17 protein-coding genes are annotated in these 19,119 nt (G+C 51.8%); 3 read left to right on the top strand and 14 right to left on the bottom strand.

The window, feature by feature from the left end; all coding sequences use genetic code 11:
* Positions 1–22: 22 nt before the first annotated feature.
* The 3 genes from C4F51_RS08990 to C4F51_RS08980 all read right to left on the bottom strand — a co-directional run bounded on the left by C4F51_RS08990 (position 23) and on the right by C4F51_RS08980 (position 4,820).
* The gene (locus tag C4F51_RS08990; RefSeq protein ID WP_193909125.1) at positions 23–1,405 is read right to left on the bottom strand and encodes an MATE family efflux transporter; all 1,383 of its coding nucleotides are present in this window, start codon (positions 1,403–1,405) and stop codon (positions 23–25) included.
* A gap of 220 nt (positions 1,406–1,625) precedes the next feature.
* The gene (locus C4F51_RS08985; protein WP_193909123.1) at positions 1,626–4,118 is read right to left on the bottom strand and encodes an ABC transporter permease; all 2,493 of its coding nucleotides are present in this window, start codon (positions 4,116–4,118) and stop codon (positions 1,626–1,628) included.
* 30 nt (positions 4,119–4,148) lie between these two features.
* A complete protein-coding gene (locus C4F51_RS08980) occupies positions 4,149–4,820 on the bottom strand; it encodes an ABC transporter ATP-binding protein (RefSeq protein ID WP_193909121.1) in 672 nt (223 codons plus the stop codon).
* A gap of 173 nt (positions 4,821–4,993) precedes the next feature.
* Here C4F51_RS08980 and C4F51_RS08975 point away from each other — a divergent pair, with 173 nt between their 5' ends.
* A complete protein-coding gene (locus C4F51_RS08975) occupies positions 4,994–5,629 on the top strand; it encodes an arylesterase (protein ID WP_193909119.1) in 636 nt (211 codons plus the stop codon).
* A 208-nt stretch (positions 5,630–5,837) separates the two neighbouring features.
* On the opposite strand, the gene recJ is transcribed toward C4F51_RS08975, so the two are convergent.
* From recJ to C4F51_RS08925, 10 genes are all read right to left on the bottom strand, one after another.
* Positions 5,838–7,574 (bottom strand): single-stranded-DNA-specific exonuclease RecJ, encoded by a 1,737-nt coding sequence (gene recJ / locus C4F51_RS08970; RefSeq protein ID WP_193909117.1) that lies wholly within the window; start codon positions 7,572–7,574, stop codon positions 5,838–5,840.
* Positions 7,575–7,669: 95 nt separating this feature from the next.
* Positions 7,670–9,067 carry a threonine synthase gene (gene thrC / locus C4F51_RS08965; protein WP_193909116.1) on the bottom strand — a complete coding sequence of 466 codons (1,398 nt, stop codon included), beginning with the start codon at positions 9,065–9,067 and terminating at the stop codon, positions 7,670–7,672.
* A gap of 76 nt (positions 9,068–9,143) precedes the next feature.
* Positions 9,144–10,451, bottom strand: a complete 1,308-nt coding sequence (locus tag C4F51_RS08960; RefSeq protein WP_193909115.1) for a homoserine dehydrogenase — start codon at positions 10,449–10,451, stop codon at positions 9,144–9,146.
* Between the two features lie 112 nt (positions 10,452–10,563).
* Entirely contained in the window at positions 10,564–11,349 is a 786-nt protein-coding gene (locus tag C4F51_RS08955) for a DsbC family protein (protein WP_193909114.1), read from the bottom strand.
* Between the two features lie 58 nt (positions 11,350–11,407).
* Positions 11,408–12,322 carry a site-specific tyrosine recombinase XerD gene (xerD, locus tag C4F51_RS08950; RefSeq protein WP_193909113.1) on the bottom strand — a complete coding sequence of 305 codons (915 nt, stop codon included), beginning with the start codon at positions 12,320–12,322 and terminating at the stop codon, positions 11,408–11,410.
* 221 nt (positions 12,323–12,543) lie between these two features.
* Positions 12,544–12,897, bottom strand: coding sequence for a 50S ribosomal protein L19 (rplS, locus tag C4F51_RS08945; protein ID WP_193909112.1), 354 nt, complete (start codon positions 12,895–12,897; stop codon positions 12,544–12,546).
* 32 nt (positions 12,898–12,929) lie between these two features.
* Entirely contained in the window at positions 12,930–13,679 is a 750-nt protein-coding gene (gene trmD, locus C4F51_RS08940; protein ID WP_193909111.1) for a tRNA (guanosine(37)-N1)-methyltransferase TrmD, read from the bottom strand.
* Positions 13,680–13,754: 75 nt separating this feature from the next.
* Complete coding sequence (gene rimM, locus C4F51_RS08935) at positions 13,755–14,297, bottom strand: ribosome maturation factor RimM (RefSeq protein ID WP_193909110.1); 543 nt, start codon at positions 14,295–14,297, stop codon at positions 13,755–13,757.
* A 13-nt stretch (positions 14,298–14,310) separates the two neighbouring features.
* A complete protein-coding gene (rpsP, locus tag C4F51_RS08930; protein WP_193909108.1) occupies positions 14,311–14,559 on the bottom strand; it encodes a 30S ribosomal protein S16 in 249 nt (82 codons plus the stop codon).
* Between the two features lie 155 nt (positions 14,560–14,714).
* Positions 14,715–16,643: a beta-ketoacyl synthase gene (locus C4F51_RS08925; RefSeq protein WP_193909106.1), complete on the bottom strand. Its 1,929-nt coding sequence runs from the start codon at positions 16,641–16,643 to the stop codon at positions 14,715–14,717.
* 114 nt (positions 16,644–16,757) lie between these two features.
* Between C4F51_RS08925 and C4F51_RS08920 the strand changes: the two genes are divergently transcribed.
* Positions 16,758–17,780, top strand: coding sequence for a GlxA family transcriptional regulator (locus C4F51_RS08920; protein WP_193909104.1), 1,023 nt, complete (start codon positions 16,758–16,760; stop codon positions 17,778–17,780).
* 44 nt (positions 17,781–17,824) lie between these two features.
* On the opposite strand, the gene C4F51_RS08915 is transcribed toward C4F51_RS08920, so the two are convergent.
* The gene (locus C4F51_RS08915; protein WP_193909102.1) at positions 17,825–18,289 is read right to left on the bottom strand and encodes an Hsp20 family protein; all 465 of its coding nucleotides are present in this window, start codon (positions 18,287–18,289) and stop codon (positions 17,825–17,827) included.
* Between the two features lie 459 nt (positions 18,290–18,748).
* Between C4F51_RS08915 and C4F51_RS08910 the strand changes: the two genes are divergently transcribed.
* Positions 18,749–19,072: an HPF/RaiA family ribosome-associated protein gene (locus tag C4F51_RS08910; RefSeq protein WP_193909099.1), complete on the top strand. Its 324-nt coding sequence runs from the start codon at positions 18,749–18,751 to the stop codon at positions 19,070–19,072.
* Positions 19,073–19,119 lie beyond the last annotated feature (47 nt).

Raw genomic sequence — 19,119 nt, 5'->3', positions numbered from 1 at the left:
GCAAATGACTGACCGATTAACCTCAGCTTTCCAGACGCTTCTTCTGTTTTGCTTCCCAAACGGCGACACCGTACAGCTCCCATTTACGCTGTTTCCATCGCCACCACTTGATGGCAGCTCTGACCATCTCATCGGCGATCGCGGCGATCAACAAACCGTATATGCCCATTTCAAAAGGGATGGCCAGCACGTAGGCGAGCGGTACGGAGAACAGCCAGATTACCGCGATGCTCGTTAGCGAGGTAAAAGTAGCATCGCCCGTTGAGCGCAAGGCGCTGCCCAATACAATGTTGGCGGTGCGACCGGGCTCGGATAACATTGCCCAGAAAAACACCCATGCACCCAACGCCAGCACTTCCGGATCATTACTGAACAAACCCAGCACTTGCTGATTGAACAACCACCACAACAAGGCCAACACACTGGTGCCAATAAAAGCCACCTTGAGGCTTTGCCGCAACTGCAAATCGGCAAGATCAAATTCCTTGCGCCCTACCCGCTGCGCAATAATAGCTTCGGTTGCCATACTGAGCGCGATAGAAATCATCAAACAAAATAGAAAGGTATTGTAGGCATACACCTTTACCGTCAAGGTTAAAATACTCACCTGGGCGGCGATCCAGTTCAAGGCCATCATGTTGCCCTGAAACGACATGGGCTCAAGAATAGACGGTGCGGCGATACGGCCGACCGGCTTTAACAAACGGCCAAAATTGCTAAACGCATATTTCACCGGCAAGCGAATGCGCAAACGGAAATGTGCCACCAGCATAACAAACATAAAAGTAATAAATGCCGAGATAACGCCGGCCAGCGCAACGCCTTTAACACCGGATGGCGGAATACCCATAAAGCCGAAAATAGCGACGCAGTTACCTATCAAATTACAAACGAAGAAAATAATATTGCTGATTGAATTCCATTTCGGTTCACCATAAATATTGAAAATGGTTTGGTAAATGGTACGGCAACCCCACAACATCACCAGCCAACCAATAATGCCCAGGTACTCATGCGCATATTGTTCAACGTCATCAGATAGCGGCATCTGTGATGCCACCCAGGGGCCGCCGAAAATCAACGCCAGTGCCGCTACAATGCCGAGCACAAATACCACGCAGGCATATACAACAATCGTCGCGTTGGCGTTTTGATAATCGTTGGTGCCAATGCGTTGACTGGCCACGCCAGCACCGGCAAAGGCGGTGATGAATAATAAAGCGTTGGCGACAAAAATCAGTGGCGTTATAGCGCCCACTGCGGCAGCCGCTTTGTCAGATACGAAGCTCAGAAAGAACATATCCAGCAAAGGGATGGTGTAAATCACCGCCTGATCGATCAGCATGGGTGCACTCATGCCCCAGAGGCCTTTGTCGAGCACACGACTTTTGGGTTCACTGCGCATGAAAACCTCACAATACGCACGATAGAAAAGCGTAAAGCCCGGCGACAATCATTGCAGTAATCGTCGCCGGGCTCTTACAGGAAGAGTAAAAATTTACGGATTTGGCAGAAAATTTTAACTGCCAGAAAATTCGATGGTGGGCAGACGCTGGCTTTGGTCAATACACTATCCGATCAGCTGTCGGATTTACCCTTGCGTCTGCTCCGGATGGCTATTGTACTCAGCTCGCCTCTCGCAACACAATTCCCGGCGGCGTTTTAACAACGCTGCGGCAGCTCCATGCACCCAACGAGCCTACCAGTAAAGCGCCTACTACCGGGCTGATCAGCCAGAAAATGTAATGCGGGCTGACCGGAATTTCCAGCACGTAATGTTGCAAACTCAGCAGCAAAATCTCTGCGCCGAGCACCGCAATCAAACCGGCGAGAAAACCGATCAGTGAAAATTCTGCCCACACACTGCCGACCATAATGCGCCCGGGGCTACCCAAAGCGCGTAGCAAACCCGCTTCCTGCTTGCGGCTGTCGAGGCTGCTATTTACTGCTGCCATCAACACCAGAGCGCTGGCGACAAGAATGAGCCATAACACCAGTTGCACACCATCGCTGACATGCTGCACCACCGAGCGAATCTGCGCCATGATGCGGTCCAGCTCAATCACCAGCATGGTGGGATAGTCGCGCAGCAGGTCATTAATAAACGCCTTGTCTTCGGCGGGTAAAAACAAACTGGTAATAAAGGTTGGCGAATAGCTTTCCAGTGCGCCCGGTTCAAAGATAAAAAAGAAATTGGGTTTCATGGAGCGCCAGTCGAGACTGCGGAAGCTGGCAATCTCTGCCTCCATGGTTAATCCACCGAGCGAAAAAGTCAGGCGGTCGCCGAGCTTCAAACCGGCGCCCTGCGCCATTTCCACTTCAACCGAAACGCCTGGCAAACCTTCCTGCGTTGCTTGCCAGCTGTCCCACCATTGCCCTGCCACTACGCGGTTATCGTCGCCCAGCGTATCCGTCCAGGTGAGGTTGGCTTCGCGGGTAAAAACATCGCGGCTGCGGCGTTGCTCGTCGGTAACAGATTCGCCATTCACTTCTACCAGGCGACCGCGCACCATAGGATACAACTGCTCACGCGCATATTGCCGCTGATCAATAGCCTGCTGAATAGGCTCCACATCGTAAGGGGCTACGTTAACCAGAAAATGATTGGGAGTATTTTCCGGCAGTTGGGTTTGCCACTCCTGCAGCATGGAGGTGCGCACAATGACCAGCACCAGCAGCAACATCAATGCGGTGGCGAAAACCACCAGCTGAATCAGGGTTTGTTCTTTATGGCGTTGCATGGTGCCAATGGCAATGCGCCAGATACTGCCACGCCGGGCGGTCATCTTGCGGCCAAGCGCCAGCATTAACAGCGAAATCACGATCGCCACAATCACAATGCCCACCAGCCCGGCGCTGACACTGGCGGCCAGCCAGTAATCGCGGCTGAATAGCAAGATCAACACCAGCACCGCCAATGCCGCCATACCGACACGCCAACCGGTGCTCGCCGATTGCACTTCAAGATCGCGACGCAAAATACGAATCGGCGGAATGGTGGGCAAAAACCACAGCGCAGGCAAAGCAAAACACACCAGACAAATCAAACCGCTGACAAAGCTGATCCAGTAAGGATAAAAACCCGGAGGCACCAGCGCTACGTTGTAAGCCTGTTGCAAACCTGCCGCCACGCTTTGCTGCACCAGCTCGCCAATCAGCAAACCGGGAATAGCCGCCAGCGCCGCCAATAATAAAAGCTGTTGGCCATAGATCGCCCTCACCCGACGCGCTGACATGCCGAGGCTTTTTAACAAAGCGACCTGATCAATATGCCGCCGGGAAAATTGCTGCGCAGCCAAAGCAATGGCAACACCCGCCAACAGCACACCAATGACCGCAGACAACATTAAAAATTGTTTACCGGTATTTAAGGTTCTACCGAGGCCACGATTGGCCGAACCGGCGTCGACAATGCGTTGGTGCTCACTGAGCAAGGGTTTGATGTTCTCCAGCAACGCATTGACCGCAGAAGTATCACCGGCAAGTAGCCACTGATATTCCACCCGGCTACCGGGCTGCACCACACCGGTTGAAGCGAGGTCATCGAGATTCATCAGCACTCTGGCGCCCATAAAACTGAAGGGGTTGCCGCTATCCGGCTCGCGGATCAAAACCCGGGTCACCCGAAAATCGCGCTCGCCAATAGAAATATCATCACCGGCTTCAATATTCAGCAGCGGAAACAGGCGGGAATCCACCCATACCTCGCCCGGCGGCGGCGCTGCTTCAGCGATACGGATATCCTGCGCTTTTACGGCAAAAGGTTTGTCGCTGATTTCAAGCGCGCCGCGTAGCGGATACTCTGGCAGCACCGCTTTTACAGACGCCAGATGCATATGGTCGCCAGCGTGCACCATGGAAGAAAAAACTACCGCATCACTGTGTTGCACCGCACGGTTGTCGGCGAGCGCATGCCACGCCGTATCAACCGGATGCGAGCTGCGCACCAGCGAGTCGGCACCAAGCAACATATTGCTTTCGCGCACCAGCGTGCGATCCAGTCGATCGGTAAAAATTGCAATGCTGCTGACCACCGCAACCGCAATAACCAGCGCTGCTGCCAGCAAACGTACTTCGCCACTGCGCCAGTTTCGCCATAATAATTTTATTGCCAACATATCAACCCGTCTCCTTTGGTGTCATCTGGCTCAGACAATTTCGCCAGCGCTGAGCACGATACGTCGCTGACAGCGCTCTGCCAGACGTTCTTCGTGGGTGATAAGAATCAATGTGGTGCCCTGGTCGCGGTTAAGATCAAACAGCAAGTCAGCAATTTTGGCACCGGTGGTGCTATCCAGGTTGCCGGTAGGTTCATCGGCAAATAATATTCGCGGGCGGCTGGCAAAAGCCCGCGCAATGGCAACCCGCTGCTGCTCGCCACCGGACAACTGTTTGGGATAATGCTGCACGCGCTGCGCCAGACCCACGCGGTCAAGAAATTGCAGGGCAAGCGTCTTCGCGTTATCAACGCCATGCAGCTCCAGTGGCAATAAAACATTTTCCAGAGCCGTGAGCCCGGGCAGCAGTTGAAAAGATTGGAAAATAAAACCGATATTTTGTGCCCGCACCGCTGCCCGGCCTTCTTCGTCCAGACGGGTCAGAATTTTTCCATTCAGCACCACCTCGCCACTGTCGGGCAGATCAAGCCCGGCGAGAATACCCAGCAGAGTGGATTTACCCGAACCGGAGGAACCGGTGATGGCGACCGTTTCACCTTGTGCTATGGTGAGAGATATGTCTTTCAGGATGGTCAGTTCACCTTCGACAGTTTTTACCCGCTTGCCTACCTGTTTCGCTTCAACCATTGCTGCCTGAGACATACCACACGCCCTTGTCATTTGTTCAGAAAATTTGATGCCCGTTTCGGGTAATATATCAGGGTCTGTTCGCCCTGTTTAACCATGAACGCTTGTTGACACTTCTTTACTGCAAGCGTTCCGGGGTGTTCTGCCACTGTAGCTCCCAAGCCAACACATCAAGACAGGATTTAACCTTGAAGCCTTATTTATCACCACGCCATTGGTTACGCCGCTGCTGTTTTTTACTGCTGTTATTGCTGCCCTTTCAGGCACACGCCAACAGCCCTGTGATCCTGGTGTTGGGCGACAGTCTGAGTGCCGGTTACGGTATTGATATTCGCGAGGGCTGGGTCAGCTTGCTTGAAAAGCGCGTCAAGGATGAAGGCTACGATTATCAGGTCGTCAACGCGAGCGTCAGCGGCGAAACGGCTGGCGGCGGACTGGCAAGACTGCCCGCCTTACTCGAACATCATCAACCGGTGATTGTGGTATTGGAACTGGGCGGTAACGACGGCTTGCGCGGTCATCCGGTTAACATTATGGAGCGGCAGCTGAATAGCATTATTGAAAAAAGCCGCGACGCCTCCGCAGAGGTTTTGTTGTTAGGCATGCACATTCCGCCAAACTACGGCAAACGCTACACCGAACAATTTCACAATACCTATGGCAAGCTGGCAAAAAAACATAGCTTGCCGCTGGTAGATTTTTTTCTTGAAAATGTAGCGACCGATGCTTCATTGATGCAACAGGATGGCATTCATCCGGTGGCAGCGGCACAACCGGCCATGCTGGAAAATATTTGGCCAGCGCTGAAAAAAATGCTGGATTGATAATGGAGATCAGTAGCTACTGATTCTTCCTGCTGCTACGCCCCTCATCGGGCATCTTGTGAGTTTGGTATCAGGCCGCGCGCACCAAAACCGATGAGTCCGGGGTGACTCGTCGGCGCTACAATCGGTGTTACAATCGATTCCACAAAGAGGTGTCATGTATTTTTTGCAATACGCACGTCAGACGACCATGCTCTCCATCACCGCCCTACTCTGCCAACGCCTCAATATATTCCACCATCAACTGCACAGTTTGTTGACCACGAAAGGTGTTCACGTCCAGACGATACGCCAGCCTGGCTTTTTTAATCATCGGCGCCGGCCAAATTGCTCTATCAATATTGAAGGCAATCGCATCCAGCCGTTGCTGGCCTTGCGCATCCGGCGATAACACCAACTTTAAATGTTTCTCGCCCACGAGGCGCTGTTGCAAAATAAAAAACTCACCATCAAACAATGGCTCTGGAAAATGTTGCCCCCAGGGGCCAGCTTCGCGCAGCTGGCTGGCAATATTCAAATTAAAATCACCCGGCTGCAAATCACCATCACTCACCAGAACCGCAGTTAAATCATCTTCATCCAGATGCCGACGTACTTCTTCGTCAAAGGCTTTGGAAAAGGCATCAAAGTTTTCACGGTTTAGCGTCATACCAGCGGCCATGGCATGACCGCCAAATTTTTGCAGCAAACCGGAATGTTTGGCGGCAACCGCATCCAGCGCATCACGAATATGCAAACCCGGCACCGAGCGTGCCGAACCTTTTATAAGACCATCGCCTGCATCAGCAAAAATAATCACCGGACGGTGGTAGCGATCTTTCAGGCGCGACGCGAGAATACCGATAACGCCCTGGTGCCAACAGTCGTCAAACAAACACAACCCCCAGGCCAAACTGGACGCGTCCTTGTCTTCCAGCTGTTGCAACATTTTCAACGCTTCCTGCTGCATACCGCTTTCAATAGCTTTGCGGTCACGGTTCAGACCATCCAGCTCCATCGCCATTTCTTTAGCGAGATGTTCATCATCGGTGAGCAAACATTGAATCCCCAATGACATATCATCCAGCCGCCCCGCGGCATTCAACCGCGGGCCAACAATAAAACCGAGATCACTGGCAACCAGTTTATCCGCCTGTCGCCCCGCCACTTCCAGCAACGCTTTAATGCCGGGGCGGGCAAAACCGGCGCGCATGCGCTGCAAACCCTGCGCGACCAGAATGCGGTTGTTATGGTCCAACGGCACTACGTCAGCGACCGTGCCGAGCGCCACCAGGTCGAGAAAAGAAGCCATATTCGGTTCAGCAATACCACTCTCTTCAAACCAGCCCATTTGTCGCAGCTCGGCGCGCAACGCACTCATCACATAAAAGATAACGCCGACACCGGCGAGGTTTTTGCTGGGAAAATTGCACCCTGGTTGATTGGGGTTAACCAGGGCATCGGCGTCGGGCAATACCGGGCCGGGCAAATGGTGATCGGTAACCACCACGGCAATGCCCAGCTCTTTGGCAGCATTAACGCCCTCAACGCTGGCGATACCATTGTCTACCGTAATAATTAAATCCGGATGGGATTCGGCCGCAACCGCGACAATTTCCGGGGTAAGGCCGTAACCGAACTCAAACCGGTTGGGCACCAGAAATTCCACCTGCTGCAAGCCCATGGCGCGCAACGCGAGCACCGCCAATGCAGAACTGGTGGCACCATCCGCGTCGAAGTCACCAATAACCATCACTCTCGCCTGAGCGACAATGGCATCGGCAATAATATTTACCGCTTCGCTCATGCCTTTGAACTGCGGCTTTTGCAACAGCGACAATTGATTGGTGAGTTGAGTTTTATCCGTTACGCCTCGCGCCTGATAAACACGTTGCAGAAGGAGCGGCATATCTGCACTCAGCGGCGCTGCATTAACCAGTGGACGGCGGCGAATAATTTTTTTCATAACTTTCCATCAACAATAATTCGACCATAAAAAAACGCTGCCCGGCACGACACCGGAGCAGCGTTTTTCAAATAACAAACCCGGCCAGCAATAAATCAGGCGCGCACATTGCTCGCGATGAATTGTTGCACGCTGGCGAGATCTTGCGGCAGAACGGAGAATTTCTCTTCGCGTTCAAACAAGTCCTGCATATGGTGCGGCAACGCAGGATCTTCTGCCTGACCGGCTTTACGAACCGCTTCCGGGAATTTCGCCGGATGCGCAGTAGCCAGACAGATCATGGGAATATCCTGACGGCGGCGGGTTTTACGCGCAGCTTCTACACCAATGGCGGTGTGCGGATCCAACAGATATTCCGTGCGCTCAAATACTTCGCGAATCACATCAATGGTCACGTCATCGCTAACGCCATAGCTGGTAAACAACTCGCGGGCACGGGACAGCGCTGATTCTGCCAGCGTCATGGAACCGGATTTGAAATCGTCCATCAATTGACGAATGGCATTGCCGTCGCGATCGTACAAGTCAAACAACATACGCTCAAAGTTGCTCGATACCATAATGTCCATGCTCGGCGACAAGGTATGTTGCAACTGGTTTTTGCTGTGGTCATTGCTGCTGATGCAACGGTGCAAAATATCGTTGCTGTTGGTCGCAATCACCAGCTGATCAATCGGCAAGCCCATCTTCTTCGCCAGATAACCGGCAAAAATATCGCCGAAGTTACCGGTTGGTACAGAGAAGGCCACGTCGCGGTGCGGAGCACCCAATGCCAAACCGGCATAGAAGTAGTAAACGATCTGCGCCATGATGCGCGCCCAGTTGATGGAGTTAACCGCAACCAGTTGACGCCCCTGCGGCAGGAACGATTGATCACCAAAGCTGGCTTTCACCATGTTCTGGCAATCGTCGAAATTACCTTCCAGCGCAATGTTGTGTACGTTGGCGGCAATGACGGTAGTCATCTGGCGGCGCTGAACGTTGGACACACGGTTGTGCGGGTGCATGATAAAAATATCGATATTGTCGCAACGGCGGCAACCTTCGATAGCCGCTGAACCGGTATCACCGGAGGTTGCGCCCATCACCACCACTTTCTGGTTGCGCTTTTTCAACAGGTGATCAAGCAAGTGACCGAGAAATTGCAGCGCGAAATCTTTAAATGCCAGGGTTGGGCCCTGGAACAATTCCAGAATCCACTCGTTGTGCGCGGTTTGCACCAGCGGTGCAATGCCGTCATGACGGAAAGTGCTGTAAGCATCGTTGATGATTTTTTTGAATTCATCATCGCTCAGGGCACCGGCAATAAAAGGCTGCATTACCTTGAAGGCCAATTCCTGATACGGCAAGCCGGCCCATGAAGCAATTTCTTCTTTTGAGAAAGAAGGAATGGTTTCCGGTACATACAAACCGCCATCCGGCGCCAGACCGGTTAATACAACATCTTCAAAACTCAGTGCGGGAGCCTGTCCGCGGGTGCTGATATATTTCACGCTGTTTCCTGCTCAATGTAATAGGTGATGGAGTGTTGTAGTGCCAAACCGTAAGGGGCCGGCACTACACTCAAAATTACTTCAACGATTCCAGACGAATACGCATAACCGGAGCGACAATGGATTCCAGCGCTTCAATTTCACGCAGAGCCGCTTCGAGTCGTTTTTCCTGGACGATGTTGGTCAACAGGATTAACGGAACAAACAGCTCGCCATCTTTCGCTTCTTTCTGAATCAGTGCTTCAATACTGATGCCGGAATCGCTCAGAATGGTCGCCACTTTCGACATTACACCTGGCTTGTCTTCTACTGACATGCGCAAATAATAAGCGGTTTCTATCTCATCGATAGGCAGAATCGGTTGTTCGGTGACAAAATCATCACCAAAACCCAAATAAGGCACGCGATTTTCAGGGCTGGCGCTCAAGGTGCGTGCTACATCGATGATGTCAGCAACAACCGAGGAACCGGTAGGTTCTGCACCTGCGCCCGGGCCGTAATACAGGGTTGGGCCAACCGCATCGCCCTTCACAACGATGGCATTCATCACACCATCAACATTAGCAATCAGACGCTTTTCCGGGATAAGGGTCGGATGCACGCGCAACTCGATACCTTTTTCAACACGACGGGCAATGCCCAGGTGCTTGATGCGGTAACCCAGCTCCTCGGCGTAAACCACATCTTCGGGGGCAATGCGGGTGATGCCTTCGGTAAATACTTTTTTAATATCCAGCGGAATACCGAAAGCCAGTGAAGCCAGAATTACCAGCTTGTGCGCTGCATCAATCCCTTCTACGTCAAAAGTCGGGTCAGCCTCGGCGTAACCCAGCGCCTGGGCTTCTTTCAACACGTCGTCAAAGGCACGGCCTTTATCGCGCATTTCGGTGAGGATAAAGTTGCCGGTGCCATTGATGATGCCAGCCAGCCACTCAATGCGGTTGGCAGCCAGGCCTTCACGCAAGGCTTTAATAATAGGAATACCACCTGCTACCGCCGCTTCAAACGCGACAGTGACGCCCTTTTCACGGGCAGCGGCAAAAATTTCGTTACCATGATGTGCAATCAAGGCTTTGTTGGCGGTGACCACATGCTTGCCGTTGGCAATCGCTTTCAATACCAGATCTTTAGCCACAGTGGTGCCGCCAATCAGCTCGACAACTATGTCGACTTCAGCGTTATCAACCACTTCAAAAATATCGCGGGAAACGCGCAGACCGGCGGTGTCACAACGGGCATTATCGCGGCGCGCACCAATGTGAATAATCTGAAGTTCACTACCGGCACGGGCATTAATAATGGCGGCGTTGCGCAACAAAATGTTCACAGTGCCACTGGCTACGGTACCAAGACCGCAAATACCTACATTTACCGGTTTCAACATCAATTCCTCACAATTGCAATAGCGTCAGAAGTTAGCCCAAAAAGGCCAGCAACATTACTGAGCAGATTGAACAGTGTCAATCCGCCCGGCGATGGTTTAAAGGATGAAGGGATTAAATACCCAGCGCTTTGGCCAGATCCGCAGGTGGCAGATAACCTGGCAGCAGTTTCCCGTCAGGGAACCAGAGTGCCGGCGTGCCGTTTACACCCACTTCGCCACCCAGTGCAAAATCAGCAGCAACCGGGTTGCTATCGCACAAGGCAATGGGTACAGATTCCTGATTTTTGTAAGACGTCAGGGTTTTAGCCGGATCTTTTGAACACCAGGCGGTGATCAATTTATCAGCAGACTGGCTGGGAATACCCGAGCGAGGGTAAGCAAGATAACGGATTTCGATACCCAGGTCGTTGTAGCCCGGCATTTCTTTGCCATTATCGTTGTAGGTATGAATTTGACGATGCAACAAGCGGCAATAACCACAGTCGATGTCGGTAAACACGTAAACAACGGCTTTTGTTTCACCCTTCGGTTTGAAGGTGATGGACTGATCGGCTTTTACCGAGGCCAGCAGACGCTTGCGCTCTTCAAGAATATAAGGATCTTCAACGCGGGAAAAACCGTCGGCATCGATAGAAAAAATTTCACCGGCAATAAATTTATCACCGGTTTCATTAACGTAAAGCACCGGGCCACCAGGCACTTGTACCTGATACAAACCGGGGATGGGCGACGGACGCGGCTGACCAAAGGTAATTTCCGGACGGGCCTGTTGCAGGCGCTCAAGAATGACAGCCTCCGGTGTTTTTTTGGAAACCAGTGAACCGGCAGCGATACTGCCATGAGCAACAGACAAACCGGCTGCAGCAAAGGTCAGCATGGCAAGGCATTTTTTTAACATAGAGTTTTCCACCGTAGTCATACCGCTTCAACAGTTCACTGTCGTCGCGCTGTTCACATTACCCACGCGGGTGATGTTCTGCATGCTGTTCTTTCATTCGGGCAAGAGCAACATGCGTGTAAATTTGTGTTGTCGACAAATCTGTGTGGCCCAGCAGTAATTGTACCACCCGAAGATTTGCCCCATGGTTAAGCAAATGCGTTGCAAACGCGTGTCGCAAGGTGTGCGGCGAAAGCGGTTTGCTAATACCGGCAACACCGGCCCAATGCTTGATGCGGTACCAGAAAGTCTGGCGGGTCATGCCCTGTCCGCGCGTACTGGGGAAGACTATCTCATCCGGATTATTATGCAACAGTATTGGCCTCGATTCACGCAGATAGCGCTGTATCCAGGCGGCCGCCTCCTCGCCCATAGGCACAAGACGTTCTTTATTACCCTTGCCCACAATGCGCACCACATTCTGCCGCAGGTTGATTTGCTGCATGGTCAGCCCTACCAGCTCACTGACGCGCAGGCCGCAGGCATACAATAACTCCAACATTGCCCTGTCCCGCAGCCCTACCGGATCATCCAGCAGGGGTGCCAGCAACAGATTTTCAACGTCCTGCTCGCTTAGCGTGTCGGGCAAATGTCTGCCCAGGCGCGGATTCTGTACCAACGCCACCGGATTATCCTGAATGCGCTCTTCGCGAATCTGATAGCGGTAAAAACCCCGAATACAGGATAAAAACCGCGCGGTAGAACGGCCGGAAAAACCTTGCTCATGACGATGGGAAAGGTAGCCAAGGATGTCCGCAGCCGTCACCTTCAGCAACACCAGCGACTGCCCATCCAGCCATAACGCAAAAGATTTGAGATCGTTACGATAGGATGCCTGAGTATGCGCCCCCAGCCCTTTTTCCAACCAGAGCGCATCAATGTAGCGATCAATTTCCCGACCATTGACCTCGGAGAGTACCGCACCTTTATCCATAGCGTTGATCAAGTAGAAAAATGCCGAGTATATGCGAAGGCGCAACCGTTACCGATTTTTATTGAAAAATAATTACCGGCAGTCAGGCATGAAAAATAACCGCAAACCACTTCAAGGCTTGCACAGCAACACACGAATACTCACCGCCCTGTGACCATAAAAAAACCGGAACAGTTTCCCGTTCCGGTTTTTTTAATTCAAACAGGCAAACTGCTCTGATATCAGGACAGTTTTTCCTTGATACGAGCTGCTTTACCAGTCAGGTCACGCAGATAGTACAGTTTGGCTTGACGAACGTCACCGCGACGCTTCAGTTGCACAGCAGCGATTTGCGGGCTGTGAACCTGGAAAGTACGCTCAACACCAACACCGTGAGAAATTTTACGCACGGTGAAAGCAGAGTTCAGACCACGGTTGCGTTTTGCGATAACAACCCCTTCGAACGCCTGCAGACGCTCACGACCACCTTCTTTTACTTTTACTTGAACAACAACGGTGTCACCTGGAGAAAATTCGGTAACTTCCGTTTTCAGTTGTGCATCTTCCAATGCCTGAATAATAGGGTTCTTGCTCATTGATATACTCCTGGGAGTCTATAGCTTCACAGCTAGAGTTTGTCGTTTTCAAGGTCGCGACGATAATCCGTCAGCAGCACCCGCTGCTCCTCGGTGAGTTCTATTGCTTGCAATAAATCCGGCCTTTTCAGCCAGGTTCGGCCTAGCGCCTGTTTCAGGCGCCAGCGTCGAATATGCTCATGATTGCCCGACAAAAGTACTTCGGGCACACGCAAACCCTCAAATTCTTCAGGACGCGTGTAGTGCGGACAATCAAGCAATCCATTGGTAAACGAATCCTGCTCGGCAGATTGTGCATGATTCAGTGCGCCCGGCAGTAATCGGGTTACTGCATCAATCAACACCATCGCCGGCAGCTCGCCACCACTTAATACGTAGTCGCCAACCGACCATTCTTCATCGACAACCGTTTGTAGTAACCGCTCGTCAATGCCTTCGTAACGCCCGGCTATCAAAATCATATTCTGATAGCCGACCAGACTGGTTGCACCGGCCTGATCCAGCGTTCGCCCCTGAGGGGACAAGTAAATCACAGTGGCCTGCTCACCCGCCCACTGTTTTGCTTCCTGCACTGCATCACGCAACGGCTGCACCATCATCACCATACCGGGACCACCGCCGTAAGGGCGATCATCAACCGTACTGTGGCGATCAGAGGTGAAAGACCTCGGGTTCCAGCAGCGTATTTGCACCAGCGAATGTTTCACCGCCCGCGCTGTAATACCATGCTCAGTAATGGCGGAGAACATCTCCGGAAACAGCGTAATTACCGCTATTTTCAAAGAGTTCGCCTCTCCAGGCAAGCTGCGCGTTATATCCGCCCCCGATTGTTCCGTTGCATCATTGTCCTGCGACAATTAAAACTCCGGATCCCAATCAACAATCATTTCACCGGCAGACAAGTCAACCGATAAAACAAACTGCCCGGGCACATAGGGAACCCACCGCTCACGCTGGTCAAGGCTGGCCTCATTCGGCGCAACCACCAACACATCGTTGGCACCGGTTTCCAGTAATCTGGCTACCTGACCAAGACAAATGCGCTGACCATTCTGCTCGCTGAAAACCGTTAATCCTTCCAGCTGGCTCCAGTAGTATTCACCGTCATCCAGTTCTGGCAGAAAATCACGCTCTACAGCAATGTCGACGCCGGTATAGGTGGCGGCAACATCGCGATCATCTACACCCTTTATATGCGCGACAAACGCATTGCCATGGACACGATAATCGTCAATTTCAATTTTTTTAACGCCATGGGCAGTTTTCAACCACCAGGGCGTAAAGCTGAACAGATCTTCGGTGATCTCGGTAGACGAGTGAATTTTCACCCAGCCTTTAATACCGAAAACCGCCGTGATGCGTCCGACATTAATAAGATCCAGTGGTTGGCTCGTAGACATCGGACGCTCGGAATCAGGCAGCTTTCTGGCTTTGTTTAACCAGTTGCGCAACGCGCTCGCTCAGCTGTGCACCCTGGGAAACCCAGTGTTGCAGACGCTCCTGGTTAACACGCAGGCTTTCTTCCTGACCACGGGCAACCGGGTTGAAGAAACCAATACGCTCGATGAAGCGGCCGTTACGGGCGCTACGGCTGTTGGTTACAGTCAGGTGATAAAAAGGACGAGCTTTGGAACCGCCACGTGACAGACGAATAGTTACCATTGAGGTTTTCTTCCTGTATTTAAAATGTAAGTGTTTCTTCCCACGGGAAGAATCCACGGTGTTAAAAGGGTTATCCGTACATGTGCATACGAAAGGCGCGGTATTCTAAGTCAAAGGCAATGTTTTGTATAGCCTTGCTGCTAACCGCCGAAAAACTACACCATATCTTTGAAACGATTGGGTAAATCCAGCGCAATCGGGCGCTCGAAACCGGGCATCCAGAAGGCATCTGTTTCAATGCGGATAGCACTTTCATCGATCAACCGGTCACCGAATTGATAGATGGTGTCAAACTGCCCCTGATCAGCCCGCTGCAAGTAAGACTCTACCTGCTCACGCACCCTGGCACGCTTTGCATGGTATTCCGCCAGCTGTTGCCCGGAGTAGCGGCGCGCCAGCATGCGCTCCACCACGGTGGGTGCCAGCACACAAGCGGTTGCATTATTGCCGCCAAAACCTTTGGAGTTCAAAAAAGCCACTTCCAGCGGGTTTTCACGACGATCGAGATCAGTTACCGGTATTTGCAAGCGATCTGCATGCACATCGCTTGCAACCCGATCAATGGTTTTGATACCAGGCAGCACCCCGTACCGGAATACGCCCAGGGTAGAAACCAGCTGCTCGCCACTGGCTACCGCCAGCGAGTGCCCTACATAAGCCTTGACCGCAGCAACCGGCCACTGCTCTATGCCAAACACCTCTGCCACCCGATCAAAAATATGCGATTCAGTGACGCGATTTTGTGGCGTACTGGAACCGTGCGCCTGAATAAACGAGCGATGCTTCACCACCTCGTCACCCACAATGGCGCGAGCGGCAGCAACGGCTTTGGCCATGGTCACATAGTTACCCGGGCCAGGCGCAGAGATGGATTTTTTAAAACCGTCAGCGTTGATAAAAACATCGCTGATGGCGCCATGGATATCAGCGCCCAGCTCCAAGGCCAGTGCATCGTCCATCAACACAATGTATTGCGAAGACTCGGCAATAGTGAAGCCGCAGTTTTCGCCGAAAGGACGACTGGTGCGGCGCGGATCAACCTCTTCCACCTCATCCAGCTTTTTCAATTTTTCTTCGCTGGCCAGCGCACCCATGGTCGCATAACCATCAATAATTTCCGGCAGTATTGGCGCTTCCGCGTTACCGACCACAGCAACACGGCAACGACCCGCCACGATATCTTCTACCGCGGCCCGCACGTTATAGAGAAACGAAGCGCAGGCACCGGCGATAGCACCGGTATGCCCCACACTGCCCAGAATATAGGCGTTGATAAAGTCAGCTGGCATCGAGTTAAGCCCCAGCGGGCATTGCTTGGTGCTGACACGCCCGCCCTTCAACCGGGATTGCAGCAAACCGCCAAAACCGTTTTCATCCATCTGGCTCATAACATTACTGGCATACACAGCAACTTCATCCGGACGCACCGTATCACTGATAACCTGCCAGTCGATACCAATGGAGCGCACCGCATCCGAGGCCCCAATAACCGCCAATTGCAAAGCACGCGGATGAAAGTGGGCGTTATAGAGTGCTGCAGGATCAAAGCCTCTGGGAAGCTGGCCAGCCGATTTAACCGGCATATCGCGGTAGCTATCCAGCTTGACCGACACAGCACCCGCCACCGTTACTCGCAGGCGGCCACTTTCCAGGGTTTCCACCTGCCAACTGGCAGGCACCGGCTCCGGGAGGTCACGACGGGACAATTCAAAAACCAGCGGCGCATCACCATTGGAAAGCTCGGCATTTTTCTGCCAATGGCAGGCATCTACATCGAAAAATGTTTTCTCAATACGGCGAACCAGGGTGCCATCCAGCACCTCGGCGGAAAAATTTTCCACCACCTGAGCGGGTGTTAATTGCGGATGCTCGGGCGAGCTGTAAATAACGCCGCCCTCATGCTCCTGAGCCGTTACCAGCCCCATCATCACCGCCAGAGCGACAATGGTTTTTTCGCGCTCTTGCGGCTCGAGACTTTCCAGGATCATGCGGCGGTAGGATTGATGACCGGAACTGCGCCCGGCCGCGCTGAAACCGCCGAATCCAACAATAACCGGCAGAGGTGCAGCAGAAGTTTGTGACATGAATATGACTCCGGAGAGATTTTTACTTCAATGCGCGCAGTGTAGGCTGGCAAGCCACCCTTTTCATGGGCAAAATAGCCATTCTTAATGGCAATCAGGCCAAAAGGTGTTTTTATGAGCGCAACAGGCAACCCTGTCCATGTCAGTTTTCTGCTTTGCGAAAATATGCTGACTACCAGCAACACACTCCCCATGGAAATGCTCCTGGCTGCCGAAAGCTATGTAAACGCACGCGCCATGGAACAGCATCGTCACATTGTTATTCAGACCATTGCACAGGAGAGCACGCCAATCACCAGCCGCACCGGGATGATCTGGCCAGCAACACTCACCCTGGAGGACAACGCAAAACATGATGTTATTTACATACCGGGACTCTGGAGAAACCCGCGCCCGATACTGCAAAAGCACGGCAAAACCCTGGAGTGGCTTAAACAGCAGCATCATAACGGCAGCATTATCAGCGCGGTGGGCACCGGTTGCTGCTTTCTCGCCGAAGCCGGCCTGCTGGATGGTAAAGCCGCCACCACACACTGGCATTATTTCGACCAGTTTCAGCTGCACTACCCCGCCGTTCATCTTAAACGGCAGCATTTCATTACCCAGGCAGGCAATCTTTATTGTTCGGCATCCATCAACTCGCTGGCAGACCTGACGGTATATTTTATTCAGCGGCTATTCGGAAAACCGGCAGCCAGCCATGTGGAGCGGCACTTTTCCCATGAGATACGCCAATCTTACGAAAACAGTGTTTTTTTTGAGGAAATTCACAACCGCCATCCGGATGAGGACATCATCCAGATTCAAATATGGATGCAGGATAATTATGCACGGGAAATAACCCTGGGGCAGATTGCCCAGCGCTTTGGCATGAGTATTCGCACGCTGAACCGGCGCTTCAGAGGTGCGACCGGACAAACACCTATTGAGTACCTGCAGGAAATTCGAATCCATATCGCCCGCGACCTGCTGAAAACCAGCAACCTAGCTATATCGGAAGTTGCCGACAAGGTCGGCTACCAGGATAGCAGCCACTTTAACCACCTGTTCAAAAAAACTTTTTCAGTCACCCCGGCCGCTTACCGGAAAACCGTACGGGGCAAATTATTCAGCTCCAAAAACAACGAAAGCCCATAACCGGAGCTATGGGCTTTCGCGTTGTTGGCGTGGTATCAGAAAAATCAGGAGCGGGTTGGCTCCACCGCACCCTCTATCGCTTTTGTATTCACCCCGATAGGAATCTGGCGCGGCTTCATCGCCTCGGGCACTATGCGCTGCAAATCAATGTGCAACAGGCCATTTTCATAATGTGCAGCCTCAACCTGCACATGGTCGGCCAACTGGAATCGCCGCTCAAAACTGCGTGCCGCAATGCCCTGATGCAGATAGGTACGTTCTTTGGTATCTGCTGCCTTATTGCCGGAAATCTGCAATGCATTCTGGTTGGCTTCGATATTAATTTCTGTCGCATCAAATCCGGCGACAGCCATGGTAATTCGATAACGGTCTTCGCCCGTCAGTTCAATATTGTACGGTGGATAGCCAGGCTGGCTCGACTCATTGTTGGTGATGTTATCCAGCAAACTGGCCAATCGATCAAAACCGATGGTAGAACGATAAAATGGAGAAAAATCAAAATTACGCATAACGCTATATCCTCATTCGAGCAATATACAAAAAGCCGATCATTCGATCCGGCAGTTAACGGCTCTCATTTGAGCAACCGTACCTATGAGATGAGGATGACCGGAAGCTTTTCAAGAGCAGGAGCGTTAATAATTTTCAAAAAAGTTGCTATAGATTTTATTTTTATTAAGAAAGCTACTTAATACGATATAGATATATAGCCACAGCTGCCAACCGCAGTTCAACTTCCTCCTCAAGCCGCAGAGCCAAAGCCTTTCCGCATTGCCAAGCGGCCTGTTCCCCGGAAAAATCTGGCACACCAATCTATTGATTTTTAAAAAAATCATGCTTGATCATTAAAAAAAGACCTTGCTATTTTTTTTAGAAACACCAATATAGATAACGAGGGCTGCAAAAAAAGGGAAGCATGATAACCCACATTTTTTACAGCTTTTTTACAAACGTTAAGGAGGTAATACATGAAGCCTGCAGTCGACGTTATTTATCGTGATCTGGACTCGTCCGCCGCACTCAATGAAGTTATTAACAAAAAGGTAGAGAAGCTAACCCGCTTTAATGACCAGATTGTTTACAGCCGGGTGATACTTGACTCTCCTCACAACCACAAACACAAAGGCAAGCAATTCCGCGCTTCCATTGAGTTGGATATACAAGGCAAACCCCTGGCTATTACCCAGGATGACGAATCGATCCATATTGCCGTCAGAGAAGCATTCCTTACCGCCGAGCGACAGATTAAAAAGGTAACCGCGAAACGCAGAAGCAATCGCCTCACCCACTAAATTACTAAATTTCATGCAATAAAAAAGGCTCCCAAAGGAGCCTTTTT

The sequence above is a fragment of the Cellvibrio polysaccharolyticus genome, from assembly GCF_015182315.1.
Taxonomy (GTDB): Bacteria; Pseudomonadota; Gammaproteobacteria; order Pseudomonadales; family Cellvibrionaceae; genus Cellvibrio; species Cellvibrio polysaccharolyticus.
Note: the sequence above shows the minus strand (reverse complement) of the source record. Positions and strands in the feature narration are given on the sequence as shown.